Origin of the sequence: Vallitalea longa (assembly GCF_027923465.1) — a bacterium.
Classification (GTDB): domain Bacteria; phylum Bacillota; class Clostridia; order Lachnospirales; family Vallitaleaceae; genus Vallitalea; species Vallitalea longa.
On sequence record NZ_BRLB01000001.1, the window covers coordinates 1,122,947 to 1,141,337 of the forward strand.

18 protein-coding genes and 1 pseudogene are annotated in these 18,391 nt (G+C 30.7%); 1 reads left to right on the top strand and 18 read right to left on the bottom strand.

Features of this window, described 5'->3' with window-relative positions; all coding sequences use genetic code 11:
* Positions 1-16: 16 nt before the first annotated feature.
* From QMG30_RS04915 to QMG30_RS04990, 16 genes are all read right to left on the bottom strand, one after another.
* Complete coding sequence (locus QMG30_RS04915; protein WP_281812801.1) at positions 17-1,375, bottom strand: PTS transporter subunit EIIC; 1,359 nt, start codon at positions 1,373-1,375, stop codon at positions 17-19.
* Positions 1,376-1,415: 40 nt separating this feature from the next.
* Positions 1,416-1,898 (bottom strand): PTS transporter subunit EIIC, encoded by a 483-nt coding sequence (locus QMG30_RS04920; RefSeq protein ID WP_281812803.1) that lies wholly within the window; start codon positions 1,896-1,898, stop codon positions 1,416-1,418.
* 134 nt (positions 1,899-2,032) lie between these two features.
* Entirely contained in the window at positions 2,033-2,872 is an 840-nt protein-coding gene (locus QMG30_RS04925; RefSeq protein ID WP_281812805.1) for a PRD domain-containing protein, read from the bottom strand.
* Positions 2,873-2,986: 114 nt separating this feature from the next.
* Positions 2,987-4,675 carry a phosphoenolpyruvate--protein phosphotransferase gene (gene ptsP, locus QMG30_RS04930; protein WP_281812807.1) on the bottom strand — a complete coding sequence of 563 codons (1,689 nt, stop codon included), beginning with the start codon at positions 4,673-4,675 and terminating at the stop codon, positions 2,987-2,989.
* A 9-nt stretch (positions 4,676-4,684) separates the two neighbouring features.
* Positions 4,685-4,948, bottom strand: coding sequence for an HPr family phosphocarrier protein (locus tag QMG30_RS04935; protein WP_281812808.1), 264 nt, complete (start codon positions 4,946-4,948; stop codon positions 4,685-4,687).
* 329 nt (positions 4,949-5,277) lie between these two features.
* Entirely contained in the window at positions 5,278-6,012 is a 735-nt protein-coding gene (locus QMG30_RS04940; RefSeq protein ID WP_281812810.1) for a DUF554 domain-containing protein, read from the bottom strand.
* Positions 6,013-6,191: 179 nt separating this feature from the next.
* Positions 6,192-7,379 (bottom strand): methionine adenosyltransferase, encoded by a 1,188-nt coding sequence (metK, locus tag QMG30_RS04945; protein ID WP_281812812.1) that lies wholly within the window; start codon positions 7,377-7,379, stop codon positions 6,192-6,194.
* An 81-nt stretch (positions 7,380-7,460) separates the two neighbouring features.
* Positions 7,461-7,934, bottom strand: coding sequence for a COG2426 family protein (locus QMG30_RS04950; protein WP_281812814.1), 474 nt, complete (start codon positions 7,932-7,934; stop codon positions 7,461-7,463).
* Positions 7,935-8,398: 464 nt separating this feature from the next.
* Entirely contained in the window at positions 8,399-9,529 is a 1,131-nt protein-coding gene (locus tag QMG30_RS04955) for a phosphodiester glycosidase family protein (protein ID WP_281812816.1), read from the bottom strand.
* Between the two features lie 194 nt (positions 9,530-9,723).
* Positions 9,724-10,065 (bottom strand): rod-binding protein, encoded by a 342-nt coding sequence (locus QMG30_RS04960; RefSeq protein WP_281812818.1) that lies wholly within the window; start codon positions 10,063-10,065, stop codon positions 9,724-9,726.
* 20 nt (positions 10,066-10,085) lie between these two features.
* Positions 10,086-10,901, bottom strand: a complete 816-nt coding sequence (gene flgG, locus QMG30_RS04965) for a flagellar basal-body rod protein FlgG (RefSeq protein ID WP_281812820.1) — start codon at positions 10,899-10,901, stop codon at positions 10,086-10,088.
* A 47-nt stretch (positions 10,902-10,948) separates the two neighbouring features.
* Positions 10,949-11,719 (bottom strand): flagellar hook-basal body protein, encoded by a 771-nt coding sequence (locus QMG30_RS04970; protein WP_281812822.1) that lies wholly within the window; start codon positions 11,717-11,719, stop codon positions 10,949-10,951.
* A 15-nt stretch (positions 11,720-11,734) separates the two neighbouring features.
* Positions 11,735-12,721 carry a rod shape-determining protein gene (locus QMG30_RS04975; protein ID WP_281812824.1) on the bottom strand — a complete coding sequence of 329 codons (987 nt, stop codon included), beginning with the start codon at positions 12,719-12,721 and terminating at the stop codon, positions 11,735-11,737.
* A 404-nt stretch (positions 12,722-13,125) separates the two neighbouring features.
* The gene (gene spoIIID / locus QMG30_RS04980) at positions 13,126-13,404 is read right to left on the bottom strand and encodes a sporulation transcriptional regulator SpoIIID (RefSeq protein ID WP_281812826.1); all 279 of its coding nucleotides are present in this window, start codon (positions 13,402-13,404) and stop codon (positions 13,126-13,128) included.
* A 168-nt stretch (positions 13,405-13,572) separates the two neighbouring features.
* A complete protein-coding gene (locus tag QMG30_RS04985; RefSeq protein WP_281812828.1) occupies positions 13,573-14,610 on the bottom strand; it encodes an FAD:protein FMN transferase in 1,038 nt (345 codons plus the stop codon).
* 299 nt (positions 14,611-14,909) lie between these two features.
* Positions 14,910-15,377 (bottom strand): hypothetical protein, encoded by a 468-nt coding sequence (locus QMG30_RS04990; RefSeq protein WP_281812831.1) that lies wholly within the window; start codon positions 15,375-15,377, stop codon positions 14,910-14,912.
* Between the two features lie 253 nt (positions 15,378-15,630).
* On the opposite strand from QMG30_RS04990, the pseudogene tnpA reads away from it, so the two are divergent.
* A pseudogene (gene tnpA / locus QMG30_RS25230) lies at positions 15,631-15,954 on the top strand (IS200/IS605 family transposase).
* Between the two features lie 158 nt (positions 15,955-16,112).
* Here tnpA and QMG30_RS05000 read toward each other — a convergent pair.
* Entirely contained in the window at positions 16,113-16,982 is an 870-nt protein-coding gene (locus QMG30_RS05000; protein ID WP_281812833.1) for a M23 family metallopeptidase, read from the bottom strand.
* Between the two features lie 288 nt (positions 16,983-17,270).
* Positions 17,271-18,215: a stage II sporulation protein D gene (gene spoIID, locus QMG30_RS05005; RefSeq protein ID WP_281812836.1), complete on the bottom strand. Its 945-nt coding sequence runs from the start codon at positions 18,213-18,215 to the stop codon at positions 17,271-17,273.
* Positions 18,216-18,391 lie beyond the last annotated feature (176 nt).

Genomic DNA, 18,391 nt, shown 5'->3' on the forward strand with positions numbered 1-18,391 from the left:
TTGCTATTATTGATAGTTAAACGATTTTTTTCATTTCATCAACTACAAGCTCTGCTTTTGGTCCTACAACAACTTGCATATTCTTCTTATTAGGTCTTAAGACTCCGGAAGCTCCTAATTTCTTCAATTCATCATCGTCAACTATTGATGAATCATTCAATGTTAGACGTAATCTAGTAATACATGCATCTATTGACTTAATATTCCTGCTGCCACCCAATGCAGCAACAAATTCTGCAGCTATACCTGCAAGACCTAATTCTGATATCAAAGCATCAATATTAGCACCGGCTTCATCTAATCTACCTGGTGTAGGTAAATTAAGCTTTTTGATGACAAATACGAAAACAAAGTAGTATATCGCACCAAAACCCAAGCCTATAAGTATTAATATTAATGGATTAGTAGCTAGTTTGAAATAGAGAACATAATCTATGAAACCTGCCGAGAAAGTGAATCCATGCAGGATACCTATTATATTACAGAGAATCAATGATATACCTGTAAACAAAGCGTGTAAAACGTATAATACTGGTGCTAAGAATATAAAACTATATTCTAATGGTTCTGTAACACCTGTTAAAAATGATGTTAATGCAAGAGAAATTATCATCGATCCCACTAGCGCTTTATTTGATTTCTTAGCGCAATTATACATAGCAAGACCTGCCGCTGGAAGGGCAAACATCATTATTGGATAGAATCCTGCCATATATATACCAGCAGATGGGTCACCTGCTAGATACCTAGCATAATCTCCTCTTACTATTTCTCCTGCTGCGTTAGTGAATTCCCCGAAGTTCATCCAGAATATGTTGTTAAGGATATGATGCAATCCTGTAGGTATCAACAGTCTATTGAAAAATCCGTAAATTCCTGCTCCTACTGCTCCTGAATTGATAACAAACTTACCGAACATATCTAACCCTTTTGCAATAAAAGGCCATACTAAAGAAAAAATTAATGATAAAGGTACCGCAGCTACAGATGTTGCTAATGGTACAATAGGTTTTCCTAACTTATTATTTCTTAATTTATTATATATATAGGCTGTAACAGCACCTGTTATTATTCCTCCTAGAACTCCAATATCTGTTCCTGGAGCCATAGCATTAATTCCTCCCACAACCATAAAATATGCTAATGCACCAGAAAAAGCAGCAGTACTGCTCTTGTTTACTGATAAACCTAGAGCTACACCAATAGCAAACAATAATGCTAGATTCGCAAAAACTACATCCCCTGCATTACTTATAAATGGAACATTAAGCACGTCTGGCTGACCTAAACGTAATAATATACCAGCTGCAGGTAAAACTGCTATTGGAAGCATCAAAGCTGTACCTAATCTTTGTAATTTACTAAATACTTGCATTCTAAATCCTCCTCAATCTTTTTTATAGTAATTTAGATTTCTAGAATAATCTTTCTAGTGGTATCCATGCATAACCAAAAATGAGTGCTAATATTATACATGTAAAAGCTGTAACTATTGGTACAAATCTTTTTCCCCCGAAAAATGCTAGCCACGTAGGTAATTGCACATTTTTGTATTTGTTATACAAAAAGCCTGCTGCAAGACCTGCAAGAATACCAGCAACTATTCCCATGTTATTGGCTTCATTGATAGTAGTAACACCCTTATCCAGAACAAAATAACCTAACGCAGCAGATAATACAACCGCACCATGATCTTCTGTAGATATTGCTATGGCTACTATTATAGCTACAATAATAGGAAGATTAGCAAATACTTCTTTTCCCAATCCTTCAAAGAAAGGAATGTTCAGAACAAATGGCTGTCCTAACAGCAATAAAATCCCCGCTACCAGTAAAGCACCTACCGGTAGCAGTAAAGCACTTTTACGTTTCTTTGTAACTTCAACATTGTTACTCATAAAAACTCCTCCTTGTATCTTTATAATTTAATATAAAAAAGACATAAACTCATAACAAAAAGAATGACATGGTCATCTTTCATATATAAGCTTATGCCTGCATTACCAGTAACACGCTTCTATAATACCCTAATCTAATTTCTTAATCTTTCAATATGTAATGCCAAAAAACCCTTCTCATCTTTAGATACTACTATACCTTTTTCGGCTTCAATTATTTTCGCTACCTTTTCAGCTATATGGTAAGCTTTATCAAGCTTAGCAATTATATCATCCAGTAGAGGATTAACTATTTCTTTGTTATTTTCAGATCTTGTTATACTTTGTTTTAAATGTATTATGAGTCTCTTGTACATTGTAAGATTTTTGTCTATATTATAGCCTATTTCTTTTTCTATTAGCTGTAATACAGTATTTAATAACCTGGTATCTTTAATTGTATGCTTTATATCTTTACGTTGTCTGCTTGAGTATAGATGCAAAGCTATATACCCTACTTCATCGTCAGGTATGGTAACACCCAAACGTTTAAATAATAAAGATTTTCCCTTTAATGCAATATCATATTCATCTTTGTACATGGTTTTAATTTCATATAAGAACGGATTAGAGAACACCATTCCTTGTTTTAATCGCTCTAGAGCAAAACCTACATGATCGACCAATGCAATATGTATATGCTCATCTAAATGTCCTAATTCCTTTTCCGCCAATAATATTATTTCTTCTACTACCCCTATAACTTTCCTATCAATTGCATTTACTAATTGTATGTATTCTTCTTTTAGTACACCTTGTGAGTTACTATAAACTTTTTGAATCCTGCTGTCGTTTATATAAGCAATTTTATCCGTTTTCTTACCAAAACCAATTCCTTTACCAATAAGAATCATTTCCTGATTATTGGTATTTCTAGCAAGAATCACATTATTATTTAGTGCTTTAATGATATGATAAGCATTTTCTTGACTCACAACTGCATCCTCCAATCAGATTCTACTTAAATTATAGACGCTATGCCTCACAAAAGATTAAGTTAACCCTAAAATACAGCTTTTCTATTTTATAGACAAAAGAATCTTTTACCTTTAACTAAGAAACTTTATTATTTCATCTTTATTTTTTAATTCTATAGCTTTATTGATTAGGGTTTTATCTCTGCTTATTTGTCTTATGTATTTCCTTATACTCAAGACATCTTTGGAAACGACACTTAACTCATCTATTCCTAAACTAATCCACAAAGGTAATAATGTTTCATCAGATGCAGCTTCACCGCAGATGGAAACTTCTATACCTTCTCTATGAGCATTATCTACTACCATCTTTATACTTTTTATAATGGCAGGATTATATGGTGTATATAGATAGCTTATTTTTGTATTCATTCTATCTACTGCACAGGTATATTGAATTAAGTCATTACTTCCAATACTAAAGAAATCAACTTCTTTCGCTAAATGATTAGAATTAAATACAGCTGCTGGTGTTTCTATCATGATACCTATTTTAATTCCTTTATTATATCTTATGTTTCTGGTTTCTAATTCTTTCTTAGCTTTTTCCAAAAAACTCATAGCCTGTATGAGTTCGTTATAAGAAGTAATCATAGGAAACATAACTTTTATATTAGTATCTGCTGATGCCCTAAGTATGGCCTTTAATTGAGTCAACAGAAGTTTTTGTTCTTGTAAACAATATCTGATTGCCCTATTACCTAGAAAAGGATTCAATTCTTTTTCGATGTTAATATAACTGATTTCCTTGTCTCCACCAACATCTAGAGTACGAATAATCACTTCTTTACCTTCTAGCATATTCCCGATTTTATTATAAACTTTGTATTGCTCATCTTCTGAAGGCGGCTTAATTCTATTCATATATAGAAACTCAGTCCTGAATAGACCTATACCTTCACCATCATTTGTCAGAACTTCTTGAATATCATCAACAGAAGCAATGTTACAATATAATTTTATTTTATAGCCATCTTCTGTTTGGGTACTACATCCAATTAGAGATTTTTCTTGTACAAGTTCTGCTTTACGTTCATCTATTAATTTATTATACTCTTCTATTTGTTGTTTCTTAGGCTCTAGGATTATTTTCCCTATAGTTCCATCAATTATTATCTCTTGATTATCATCAATAATATCAGTAATTTTTTCTATACCTGTAACTGCTGGTATCCCAAGAGTTCTTGCAATTATTGCTGTATGAGACGTTTTACCTCCTGTTTCTGTAACAATTCCCATGACTTTATTTTTATCCATTGTCAAAGTATCCGATGGTGTAAGTTCTCTGGCAACAAGAATTATATTATCATTAATTTCTGTCAATGAATTTTCAGTATTGCCCATTAGATTATCAAGAATTCTTTTTCCTATATCCTGTAAATCCAAAGCTCTTTCTTTAAAATATTCATTATCCATGTTTTTAAATATATCTATGTACTCTTTTACAGTCTCATCTACTGCCCACTCAGCATTATTTCCTAATTCTATTTTATTGATTATACTTTCTTTCAAATCTGGATCTTCTATCATTGATATATGTGCTGTTATTATATCAGCTTTATCTTCGATGTTATCTATATGCTTTAATTTCAAATTTTGCAATTGCTCAATACTATTCTTTATTGCTTTTTCTATCTTTAATTTTTCATAACTAGTATCAACATTATTTCTCTGATCTATATTGTATTCATTAGGCTTATAACAATAAACAGGTCCTATACCATAGCCAGATGACGCATTTATTCCAAATAACTCTTTCATTTTCTACTCCTATTCTTTGAAATCATTAACTATTAATTTTTCTAGAGCGTACATGGCTTCTTTTTCATCATTACCATCTATTTCAATAAATATTGAATCATTTTCCAATACTCCCAATGATAACACTTGTAAAAATTTCTTACCATCAGCTATTTTCGTATCTTTTATTACTTTGATATCTGAATCAAAGCTTTTAGATTTATTTATGAATATTGTAACAGGTCTTGCGTGTAAACCTGTTTCTGACTTAATAATAAAACTCCTTTTAATCATTTAATCACCTCATGACTATTAATTTAGTAATTTTAGCAACAAAAAAGGCATAAACCAATAGAACAAAGGTTCATGCCTGCTATACAGTAACACACCAATAACTTCAAAGTTATTATTTGTTATATTTTATCACCTATATGAGCCATTGTCAATAGCCATATTTATATATTTTAATTATTAGATTAATACTAATTCAATTGCTGATTACATTACCTAATTAATGGAGATTATATTTACAAAAATTTACTTAATATAACATTTCGCATAATAGAAAGACCTAAATCCATTTTAATCGAGATTTAAGTCTAATAATAATTCTTATATAATTATTACTGTGTAAACAAGCCAACGATACTTTTAAAGAAATTATTGACAAAAGGTATATTATAGATTATTGGTATAAAAAGAGCGGGTATAAGATTAATAGTCTTTATTTTCTTTATTTCTAGAATATTAATGCCTGTACTAAAAATCAGTATTCCACCAATAATAGATATTTGACCAAGTATTTCTGGTGTAGCATATGCTCCTATGAACTGAGCCAATAGAAATATTGAACCTTGCCATATGAATAGAATGATTCCTGATATCATGATACCAATGCCAAAAGTTGTAGCTAGTATCATGGATGTTATTCCATCTAACATTGCATTGGTAAAGAGCAGTGTATTATCACCTTTTAATGCGCTTTCTATAGGACCTAATATTGATAGTGTTCCTACACAAAAAAGAAGTACCGCAGTTGTTAATCCTTCGATCAACTTCTTATCATTGTTATCATTTACTTTGTTTCCAGTAAATTTCTTCTCTAATCTGTTAACCTTCTCTTCAATATCTATACTTTCTCCTATCAATCCACCTATTACCATACTTGCAATAAATAAAAGTGGCTCACTGCTATTAGAAAGATTTTTGACTATCCACGTAATTCCAAGGGAAATAGCTACAAGCCCTATGGCCTGCAATAGTATTACTTTCTTTTTCTCTTTAATACCTTTTTTGAAAATAGTACCAATTAAACTTCCTATAATTATTGCACTCGCGTTGACAATTGTACCTAACATAATTACCTCCTGATGAAGAATTTCTACCAACCACTTAGAAAAAGTATCAAAAAAAGTGACTGAGTTTTATATTCATATTACAAACACCTCATTTTTAGAAACATGAGGTGTCGATTTTATATGTTTATTATCTTATTAATGATTCAACTTTCCCATTTTAATATTATTATTCAGGTAAGCTAATTCAAAGCTTTCTTCAACTCTTCTACCTTATCAGTTTTTTCCCATGGAAGATCTAAATCTGGTCTGCCAAAATGTCCATATGCAGCTGTTTGCCTGTAGATTGGTCTTCTAAGATTAAGATCTCTTATGATTGCTGCTGGTCTAAGGTCAAAATGTTCGTTGATTATATCTGTTATCTCATCATCAGATATTTTACCTGTTCCATATGTATTAACTAAAACAGATACTGGTTTTGCAACACCTATTGCATATGCTAGAACAACTTCACATTTATCAGCAAAACCTGCTGCAACTATATTTTTAGCAACATATCTTGCTGCATAAGCCGCTGAACGGTCAACTTTTGTTGGATCTTTTCCTGAGAAAGCTCCTCCGCCATGACTTGCATATCCACCATAAGTATCAACAATAATCTTTCTTCCTGTAAGTCCTGAATCTCCTTGAGGACCTCCAATAACAAATCTTCCTGTTGGGTTAATGAAGAATTTAGTATTTTCATCCAATAAGTCTTCTGATATAACTGGTTTAATAACATGTTCCATTATATCTTTTTTTATTGTTTCTAATTCCACATCACAATCATGTTGAGTTGATATGACTACTGCATCTACTCTAACAGGTTTATCATCTACATATTCTACTGTAACCTGAGATTTACCATCTGGTCTTAGATATTTTAATGTACCGTTTTTCCTAACTTCAGTCAATCTTTTTGATAATTGATGAGCTAGTGAAATAGGCATAGGCATTAACTCTTCTGTTTCATTGCAGGCATAACCAAACATCATTCCTTGGTCACCTGCACCAGTAGCATCTAACTCTTCTTCTGTCATGCTACCTTCTTTTGATTCAAGAGCTTCATCAACACCCATTGCTATATCTGTTGATTGTTCATCTAATGATGTAAGGACTGAACAAGTATCACAGTCAAAACCATACTTAGCTCTATCATATCCTATATCTCTTATTGTTTCTCTGACCAATTTAGGAATATCCACGTAACAATTAGTTGTTATCTCTCCCATAACTAATACTAGACCTGTAGTAACTGCTGTCTCACATGCAACTCTTGCATTAGGGTCTTTTGCTAATATTGAATCCAAAACAGTATCAGATATCTGGTCGCACATCTTATCTGGATGCCCTTCTGTTACTGATTCCGAAGTAAATAATTTTCTTGCCATAATTTTTCTCCTTTCGTTCTTTCAAATACAACTAAACATAAAGTATTTCTGTAATATTGATCAGTCTAAAAACAGTCTAGTTTATGATACTAGAATTTTTATACCATATGAAATGATAATCATAAATATCCCAGCTACTGCTGCACCTAATATAACTGATATTAACGACTTTTTAAAATCTAGTCCCAGCAATGATGCAATTGTTGATCCTGTCCAAACACCTGTACCAGGTAAAGGTATTGCGACAAATAGAAAAATACTCACATATTTAAGATTATCTTTTACTTTCTTACTTTTCTCTAGTGCTCTATTTTCATACCAATAAGCTAACTTACTCAGGAATTTCACTTTTTTCAATAGCTCCAATACATGAGGTATTAAAAGTAGTATGAATGGAGCTGGGATAATTGCTCCTAATAAAGTCCAAAAATATGCTTCACCTACACCATATCCACTTGCTGCTGCAAAAGGGACTGCCCCTCTTTGTTCTATAAGGGGAGTTGCTGAAATAATCATCAATTCTAGAATTGACATAGGTATTTTAAATGGTACCATATATAACCTCCTATTATTGTCTATTCTTAACACAAAATCTTAAAAACCACATTAATCAAGCATAATTAACTCTAAAGCCAAAAAAGGCCAAATATGATACTTAGATACTTATTAAGTGTATTAAAACTTATATAATTATATTATTACCAATTTTTGTTATTAATACCTTTATCACTAAATATGCATCTATTTAACTGATTAAATGATTAATAGCATTTATCTTGTAAAAGATCATGATATATCTCTTATAACAAAATAAAACCTTCTTAACATCAAGAAGGTTTATAACTATATTAAGCCTCATCGACGTTAGCAGAACCACCTTACTGATAAGCAGGCTGGCGTAGGGTCACCGAGCTAACTCTCTACCCTAACTCTTGATAAGTATCAATTATTTTATTAAGTTTTAGTATAAAAATTCTACATCTATCTTAGCATATAAAATATTTAATTGCAATATCATTTTACGAAATTGATTCCTGGAAATTAAATAAATCATTTAATAGATTATCTATGAATTCTCCTATTTTATCTATCATAAACATAAAGTCGTTCTTTTCATAATCAATTAAAATACTATGAGCCACTTTTCGTTCAGTATTCATGGAAGGACTATTAACTACCTCTTTGTTATACACCATAGTACTTGATGCTCCGCCATCTAAATATACAGCATTAATGCAACCTTCTTCTAACATAATGTCTGCACAAGTCTTACCAGTAATACCATAGCTATAATTGGGCTGTCTTCCATCAATGACTTTAATAATTATTTTATTATCTTCCGTAACTCCTAATGCTGTTCTAGGATTAAGAATATTAGTATTTCCCATCAACGGCTCATAATCTTTAGCAACATTAATAGAATCTTTTACTAACCAACCACCAGATTGGAAGCCTTCTTTAATCTTACCCATATCAGGATTATAGATGATCTCAATTTCAACCTCTTCATTAACTGTCAGTAAATCATATTTCTCAGGGTCTTCTGTAACTCTACTAAGTATATAACTACCTCTTGTAATATCTATAGGGTTATCTGTAATTATTTTATCGATTACTCTATTATTTTCAATAACGTAATTAATGCTATTTCTTGTAATACGTGTTGTTCTACCATATATATCAGAGTATAGAACCCATGATTCTTCAAAAGCTGCGTCATTCATGGTATCTACAGTTATAGTATTTGTTTTACCTTCGACCTTTACTTCAGTTTTAATATCTCCTATATATACTTTTCCTGATTCTAAAAATGCAACTATCGGTGAATAATCCTTAGCCATGGTTTCTAATTTTCCATCTTTTATCAATAAACCTAGATGATGTCCATACATGGTATAAAATGTACCATTAACACCTGCTATAGCTTCGTTATCATTAACCATTACACTAGTCTCTTCAAATCCATATGCTTTCCCGAAAGATAATGCATTTTTTATTGTAACGTAAGGATCATTTATGTCAACTTCTAAAGTATGAATTTGCTGAACCATTCTATCTAGAGTTACATTCTCATTAGTATAGATTACTGGTTCATTATAACTGAATAAACTTAAACATAGATTTATTAGAGCAATGAGTTTTATAAACATTTTATCACCTTTTAGTATAATTATTTTCAAATAGCATTAACTAGTGTGTATATTAATACCATTATAATAATTAGCAGGACATATGTAAATAATTATATTTCAAATGCATAAGATAAGATTTTCTTATGACAATACAAAAAGTCCTGTACAACAGGACTTAGTTTTTCCAATTATTTACTTTATTACTCATGCTATCATATGTTTTTTGATAATTGTTTATATAACATCTGAGATATTCCTATACCCTCACCTTTAGAAATTTCAGTGGAGTATTCCTCATATAACATATCTTCAAAAATCTTTTCCCCTTGTGATTTAGGTATAAGTCCATCACTATGAACTGTATTTCTCATTTCTTTGAATAATTGATTAACGAAATATTGTTCAAATTCCCTACAGGATTCTTGTAGCTGTTTATCGTCTTGTTTTTCTTGGGCTTGATTTAATGCAGCCTCAAAAGATTCTGTTTCGATTTTTTCTTTTTGATTCATAGTTATATTGTTATACATATTAGGATTAATACTTGATATATTCATGTATCTTCTATCCTTTCATTCTATCTCTTAAGATTATTGGCTTGAGATAACATTTCATCAGATGCTTGTATAGCCTTTGAGCTTACTTCATATGCTCTCTGAGCTACTATCAGATTGACCATTTCTTCGACAACTTGTACATTAGATCCTTCTAATGAACCTTGTACTATCTGACTCTTTACTACATCTTCGTCGTCTTCTTCTAAGATAGCTTCTCCAGATGAAGAGGTAGCTCTTAATAGGTTATTTCCAAGAGCTTCTAATCCGTTAACATTTCTGAATTGGACCATTTTCATTTTAGAATCCATAGGAACTACTTCATTATCATTAGTTACATAACTAAAATTACCTTCAGAACTGATGCTTATCTTTTTGATGTCAATATTAGAATCAAAATAAATAGGCTCGTCATTAATATCAAGTACCTGATAACCATCTGATGTAATTAACATCTGTCTATCATCTACTAATGCAATCTTGAAACTACCGTCTTTCGTATATACTTGTGAACCGGATTGATCTTTTACTGTAAAAAAACCATCTCCTGTAATAGCTAAATCCAATGGATTATCTGTTTTCTGGATTGTACCGATAGTATAACTTCTAACTGTACCTACAGGTTTTACACCATGTCCAACTTGTAGATTAACTGGTTTACCATTACCTTGTTGGTCTGTACCAGCTTTTGCCAAAGTTTCATATAATAACGATTTGAATTCCAATCTTTCTTTTTTAAATCCTGTGGTATTAACGTTAGCAAGATTATTAGAGATAGTATCAACATTCATCTGTTGAGTCTTCATACCTGATGCCGCTGTGTATAATGATCGCATCATAATACATTCATTCCTTTCATACTGCTAAGATATCTGAAATTTCAGTTCTATAATCTACCTACATCATTTACTGCTTTTTTTAGAGTTTCATCTTGAGTTTGAATAACTTTTTGATTAGCTTCATATGTTCTCATTACACTAATCATATCGACCATTTCTCTTACAGTATTAACATTAGAACTTTCTAAATATCCTTGCATCAATTTACCACCAAAAGGATTAGTCTTAGTATCTTCTGTTTGACTATATAGGTTATCCCCTATTTTTCTAAGGGATTCAGGGTTTTCAAAATCCGTTAATAATAATTTATCTATCTGGGTATCATTGTCAAATATAGTACCATTTTCTGAGATTCTGATATTATTACTACCGCTAGGTATGACTATCTTACCATTTTGTCCAAGAATATAATTTCCTTCTTTTGTCATAAGCGTTCCATCTGTTGATAAAGTGAAAGACCCATCTCTAGTATATCTGATTTGTTGATTTCCTTCTTTATCTTCTATACCAATATTAAACATACCATTACCAAGTATGGCAACATTATAAGGATCATCTGTCATTGTTGCTCCGCCTTGTGTATTATCGGTATAAACTTGTCCAACTCTGCATCCAAGAGTCATTTTACCGATAGTCTGATTCATAGGCATACTTCTATCGTTGATTTTCGTTGTCAATACACTATTGAAGGATTCAATGATTACACCATCTTTCTTGAATCCTGTAGTATTAACATTCGCTAGGTTATTGGAGATAATATCTAATTTTTCTTGTTGCGCTACCATTCCATTTGAAGCAGTATATAAACCTCTTACCATGTTTTCACCTGACCTTTAACTTCTTTGACCTGCCTGAAATTCTACATATTTACCTGTTCCTATAGCAACACAAGTAATCGCATCATCTGCTGTAATTACATTAATACCTGTTTTGTTTTCTATTAATTGGTCAAGCCCTTGTAATAAGCTACCACCACCAGTTAGAACTATACCTCTGTCAGCAATATCTGCTGATAATTCAGGTGGTGTCCTTTCAAGTACACTATGAACCGCTTCCACTATGTTAGAAGTAGATTCTCTAAGTGCTTCTTCTGTTTCTACAGATGAAACAGTTATGGTTTTTGGAAGTCCTGTAATTAAATTTCTTCCTCTAACATCCATAGTCAATACTTCTGGTCTTTTGTAAGCTGTTCCAATCTTAACTTTGATTTCTTCAGCTGTTCTTTCACCAATCAATAAGTTATGTTTTTTCCTCATATATCTTACTAATGCTTCATCAAAATTATCACCAGCGACTTTAATAGAAGTACTAACAACAGTACCACCTAAGGAAATTACTGCTATATCTGATGTTCCTCCTCCTATATCAACAACCATACTACCGCAAGCTTTACTAATATCTATTCCTGCTCCTATAGCTGCTGCTATTGGTTCTTCTATTATTTCTACTTTTCTTGCTCCAGCTTGATAAGTAGCATCTTCAACAGCTCTTTTTTCAACTTCAGTTACACCACTAGGTACACAAACTGTTATTCTTGGTTTTCTTATTCTCTTACCTAAAGATTTGGATATAAAATATTTTATCATTTTCTCAGTTACTGTATAGTCTGAAATAACACCCTGTCTAAGTGGTCTTATTGCAACAATATTACCTGGTGTTCTACCAAGCATTCTTCTTGCTTCACTACCTACTGCTAATATTCTTTTAGTATCTCTATCTCTTGCAACAACTGATGGTTCTCTTAATACGACACCTTTACCTTTAATATATACGAGTACATTTGCTGTCCCTAAATCGATTCCAATATCTGTTCCAAACATTTGTCAATCCCCTTCCGTAGTTTAATATTTATATTTTTTGAGATTTTTATACTTAAATTTATATTCAAGAATTATTTTACTATATTTATGTCATTTATTAAGTATTAATATTTTGCCATTATAAACTATTATTACCATATATAATATTATATACAAATACTACAAAATTTCAAAGGGGAAATTTATTAAATTTTTATTAATATCGTCATTATTTGTACTTCTGATTAGCTTTTGGTAACAAATATTAAAAAAAAAATGGTTTTTGTTAAAAATTATAATAAAAAATACCTTCAGTAACTAGAAAACAGCTACATAAAGGTACATTTTTCATATAAAAATAGAGACTTGATATAAAAATTATTCATACAGTTAATTTTTAACAAAAAAACCGAGCTATCTCGGTTTTAATAAATTGTTGGCCTTGTATTTGTATGAGACATATTGACATATTTGGCCCTGGTAGCTAATCCACCTCTAATATGTCTTTCCGATTTATTAATGTCAAGGACCTTTCTAGCTTCTAAAGCTAAACCTGGATTTATCTTACTTAGTCTTTCTGTAACATCCTTATGTACTGTTGATTTACTTATACCAAATTTCTTGGCAGTTTGTCTTACAGTAGCATTTGAAGTAATAATATAATTCGCAACTTCTATAGCCCTTTCCTCTATATATTGCTTCAAAACGAAATCCCCCTCGAATCATTGCTTAGTTAAATATATGGGATTTGAATTAAAAATATACATATTTTTTACTATTAACCTTATATCAAATTAAATTATTCCATAAAAAATAGAACTATTAGTTTTGAAGTACTAATCAGTCCTATAATTTGTTGTTTTCCCTTATAGTTAATTAGAAAACTTTTTAACTTTGAAATCATAATCTGTAAGATTAAATATCTTTTCTGTTCCATCAGTCAGATAAATATCTTTTTCATCAGTTACAAATATCGCATCTACATTTTCAAGATTCTCGACAAATTTATAACCTTCTTCCAGTCCCATGGAAAAAACCACTGTAGATAGGCCATCTCCATCTACAGAATAATCAGATATGATGGTGACACCAGCTAAATCATTTTCTATAGGATATCCTGTGAATGGATTCAATATATGATGATATCTCTTGCCATCTTCTTCAAAATACCTCTCGTATATACCGGAAGTAACTATTGATTTTTCACCTATGGTTGCAACACCTAATTCTTTTCCTCTTGCATTAAAAGGATTCTGAACACCTATCTTCCATGATTCTCCATTAGGTTTATGACCTACAGTCAATATATTTCCGCCTAGATTAATCAATGCATGGTCTATATGTTTTTGCTTTATGTATTCAGCTACTTTATCTGCAACATATCCTTTTGCTATACCACCTAAGTCTATCTGAACATCATTTTTGATATGCATATTCATCTTATCATCTTCTAAATATATGTTTTTATAGTCTATCTTATTAACAGCTTCTTTGATTTCTTGTTCTTCCGGTACTCTAGCATCTTCAGTTCCAATTCCCCACAAGCTCACTAATGGTGCTATAGTAATATCAAATCTTCCTTCGGATAGATTGGAATAATATAATCCTTTTTTGATTATATTGAATGTATCATCAGATAGTTTGATTTCTTGTATTTCATTACTGTTTATTTTGCTTATCTCACTTGTAGAAATGTTTCTACTTACTTTGTTTTCTATATCAGAAATTATATTGAATATATCCTTAAAATTATCTTCATCCGCGTTTTTCCCATATAAAGTAACTTTCACAATAGTACCTAACAGGAATGTTTCATCGGATATTTTTTCATTGTGTTGGTTAATATTATTACTGCACCCTGTAAAAATGATTGATAATGAAATTACTAGTAAAAAGATTCGTCTGTTCATAGAATTTCCTTTCTAATTGGTAAATACAATAAATTTAAGATATGACAATTATAACAATAGTCTTGGAAATTAACAATAAAATTTATGCTATTGTCATATTATATTATTACTATCCTTCTATTTAGATTCTTGTCATTGGTTAACCCAATATACTATTGGCACCAAAAACTTATACACTATAAATTGCTCCAATACTGGTAATAACGAAAAAATTCCCCACCACAATTATGGTCGGGAACAAATTAACATACATTCATTGTTAAGACTAATTTACTTTAGTTATGCAGTTGAGAACAATTTTAAAAATTAGCTTTTTCATTAATTATACCATCCTTAAATGATATATATATTGTATCTGGTTGATCTTCTCCGTCTTTTCTATTAAACACCCAATACAAACAATCCTTAATATCATTAGGTTCATCATATGGATATTTAAAAATAAGCAATATAGAATCTACATCTATATTAGCATCTTCTGCAATACGGATTGCTTGTAATTTATTTATTCCTTCATCTTCATATACAGTGTATTCTCCAAAATCAAATAAATGGATTACATGTATTTTTTTATTAGTATTATTTTCTATACCAGAAAAAATATAACTCTTACCATGCTTATATGACGTTTTCAATTCCATATTATAAGTTTTTTCCACATACTTTTTAGAAGTTTTATTATAAAACAAATTGTTAATTTGACTAACTATAATAAATACAAAAATTAATCCAACTACAACAATAACAACTCTAAATTTTCTCTCCATAAGCTCCCCTTAACTATCATTGTGGTTTTGGGACATGCTCCCCCACTAAACCTATAAAACGATTTTGAGGGGGCTTCTTGGGACGTAGTAACCTAATGGTTACTATTATTACCAAGCTCTACCCTGTAATATTTTAATATTGCACCAGCAATTTACCTTGATTTTTAATGTTTATACTTGCATTTAGGATTTTTCCTCTTCCTTATGTTATAATTATATCGCATTTCAATTTAGTTGTAAAGGAGTTTTTTAGATGAATAATATTGAATCCAAAAGCAATAGGCATTCAATATACAATCTAAAATATCATTTGGTTGTAATAACTAAATATAGACACAAATGTATTAACAAAGAACTTACTATTTGAAACACCTCCCCAAGTGGAATTAGCAAAATTAGTTAATACTTTAAAGACTGTTTCTTCAAGACTTATTAGGAAAAACATAGTGAATATTTAAAAGAATATTACTGGAAACCCATATTTTGGAGTATAAGTTATTGCATTTTAACAACTGGAGGAGCAACAATAGAAATGATTGAGAAATATATTAGCTCTCAAGCAGGAGTTAAAGATTAAAAACAGTTCCGATTCATCTTCCTCCTAGTTAGAGGAGGGGGTTCTCTCGAAACATCTAGATAAAAAAAGCATTCAAAAAATCAAGGAACTGTTAATTATAATATAACTTAATATTACAACACAGTTCCTTAATTTCCTTTTCAGGAGGCTAGATTAATTTATTTTATTAATTCGATAGGATTGATTGGTTTTTCATTTTTAGTCACTTTAAAATATAAATGTGAATCTAGTAATATATGATATTTCGAAGGTGTTTCGACTTGTCCCAGTATCTGACCTTTTTTGACCAAGTCCCCTTCTTTTACATTCAATTGCTTGTTAAGCTGTCCATATATTGTCTTATATCCATTTCCGTGGTAAACAGTTACAGTTACTCCGGATTCAGGTTCTACTCGTATAGTTTCAACTACTCCTTCAGCAGCTACTTCAACATCTTTTCCTACACTTGCGGCAATATATAATGCAGGATTGATTTTATACTGATCTAGAGTTTTAAAATAAACTGGTGTATCCATACTAAAAGGTATTAATACATTACCTTCTACTGGCCATATCATTTTTTCTTTCTCAGCATTATAACTTATATTAGGTTTAACAACTGGAGCTATTTCTACTACTACTGGGTCTTTTTTTTGTGGTGTTGTAAGTTCTGGTGCAAGTTGTTCTTCATATATTTCTGGTTCTCCATAATCACCTTCACCAACAACTTCTTCTGAGTTAATTGTAATAGGGCTTATAGCTTTTACAGTTTCTTCCTCTTCACATACATCTTCTACATGACTATCCTCTGCATCTACTATCTCGTCATCATAATTCTCAACAAGATTAGCAGTCAAATCACCACTTGATTCCTCATTTGAATCTTCATTGCTAACTACCTCACCATTAAGATTAGCAATTTCTTGTTCCTTCTCATCTGGTCTAATCCATAATAGAATTGCAATTAAAAAGACTGTTATACAACATGTAAACAACGCAAAATAAAATTGCTTTCTTTTTATGTATGCAATTATATTCTTTAGTTTCATCCAAAATCACCTCATATTCCTATTTAAAAATGTAATAATACTTAAAAAATTACTTATATTACATTTGTTACAACTATATTATTACCAATGATTGGATATTATATTCAGATTTTTAAATAAAATAGATATATAAGCATTTTACATATTTACTACAATTTATTACTAAAATGAAATTAATACCATATGAGATATAAAAAAACACATAACAAGAAAAGAGAATTGCCTCTATCTATAGTAATGACAATTCTCTAATCCTATTAAAACTATTCAATATATAATATGATCTATCTATTCACATAACCCGATTTCTGTATTCGAATAATAATGTTTGAGTATATCCTTATATGAATATCCATTCTTAGCCAGATCGTTAGCTCCATATTGGCTCATACCAACACCATGACCATACCCCTTACATGATACTTCAATATTTCCATCCACACTATCAACATTGAAATTACTGGATTCCAGTCCTAGGTAGCTTCTGACTTCTTCTCCTTCTAGAATTTTATTACCTATCTGTATTTGCGAAATATATCCTTCTGATGTTCTACTGATGATTTGAATCTCGTTGAATACATCATTAGTATACGTCTGAAAATCTTCTATATGTTCATTAAGCAAGGAAACAAACTCTTGCTGAGTAAAAGTTTGAGTATGTGAATATTCAGGTGAATTAACATCATCTGAACTGCTGACACTAATTAAATACGGTATCTCTTCTCCCCACACATCTTTTGCTGATTGAGTCATTCCTGCACTTGTGGAATGGAAAACCGCTTCAATCAAATCTTCTTGGTAAACTACAACTTCATTATTTGTGTCAACAACAGCACTTCTTATTTTATTATAATTTTTAGGGAAATTATCAGAACCCCAACTTTCTTCCATCTTTTCTTTGGTGATATAAGCCTGTTCATTATTGTTGAATATATGTTTTGAATCTTTTTCTAATTTTTTTAATGCAAATGTTCTAGCTGCTACTGCTTGAGCTTTTAGAGCTTCATCATAAAAACTAACTGGCATTTCTGCAGCGACTACACCGATCAGATAATCATTAAGATTCATGGAAATCTCTTTTCCATCCACCATAACTTTTATGTCTTTTTTATTTTCTATCTCTGTGTTTTGTTTCTCTTCTTTTGGAATTCCTTTAATTATTGTGGTTATGAATATTGGTATAAAACAAACTATAATCACTATTAATGATATTGAAATAATTTTTTCCTTCATCTTAATCAATTCCTTCCAAAATCTATTTTCTCTTGTCCAAAATTCTTATTATCACTATCATTTATATGCTAATGATTTTATTATTATGAGGATGATTAACAACTTGTTCCCTATTAATAATTTCATATAAAACATCAAAAAGAATTTTGTCCTATCTGGTAAGATAATTGGATAAG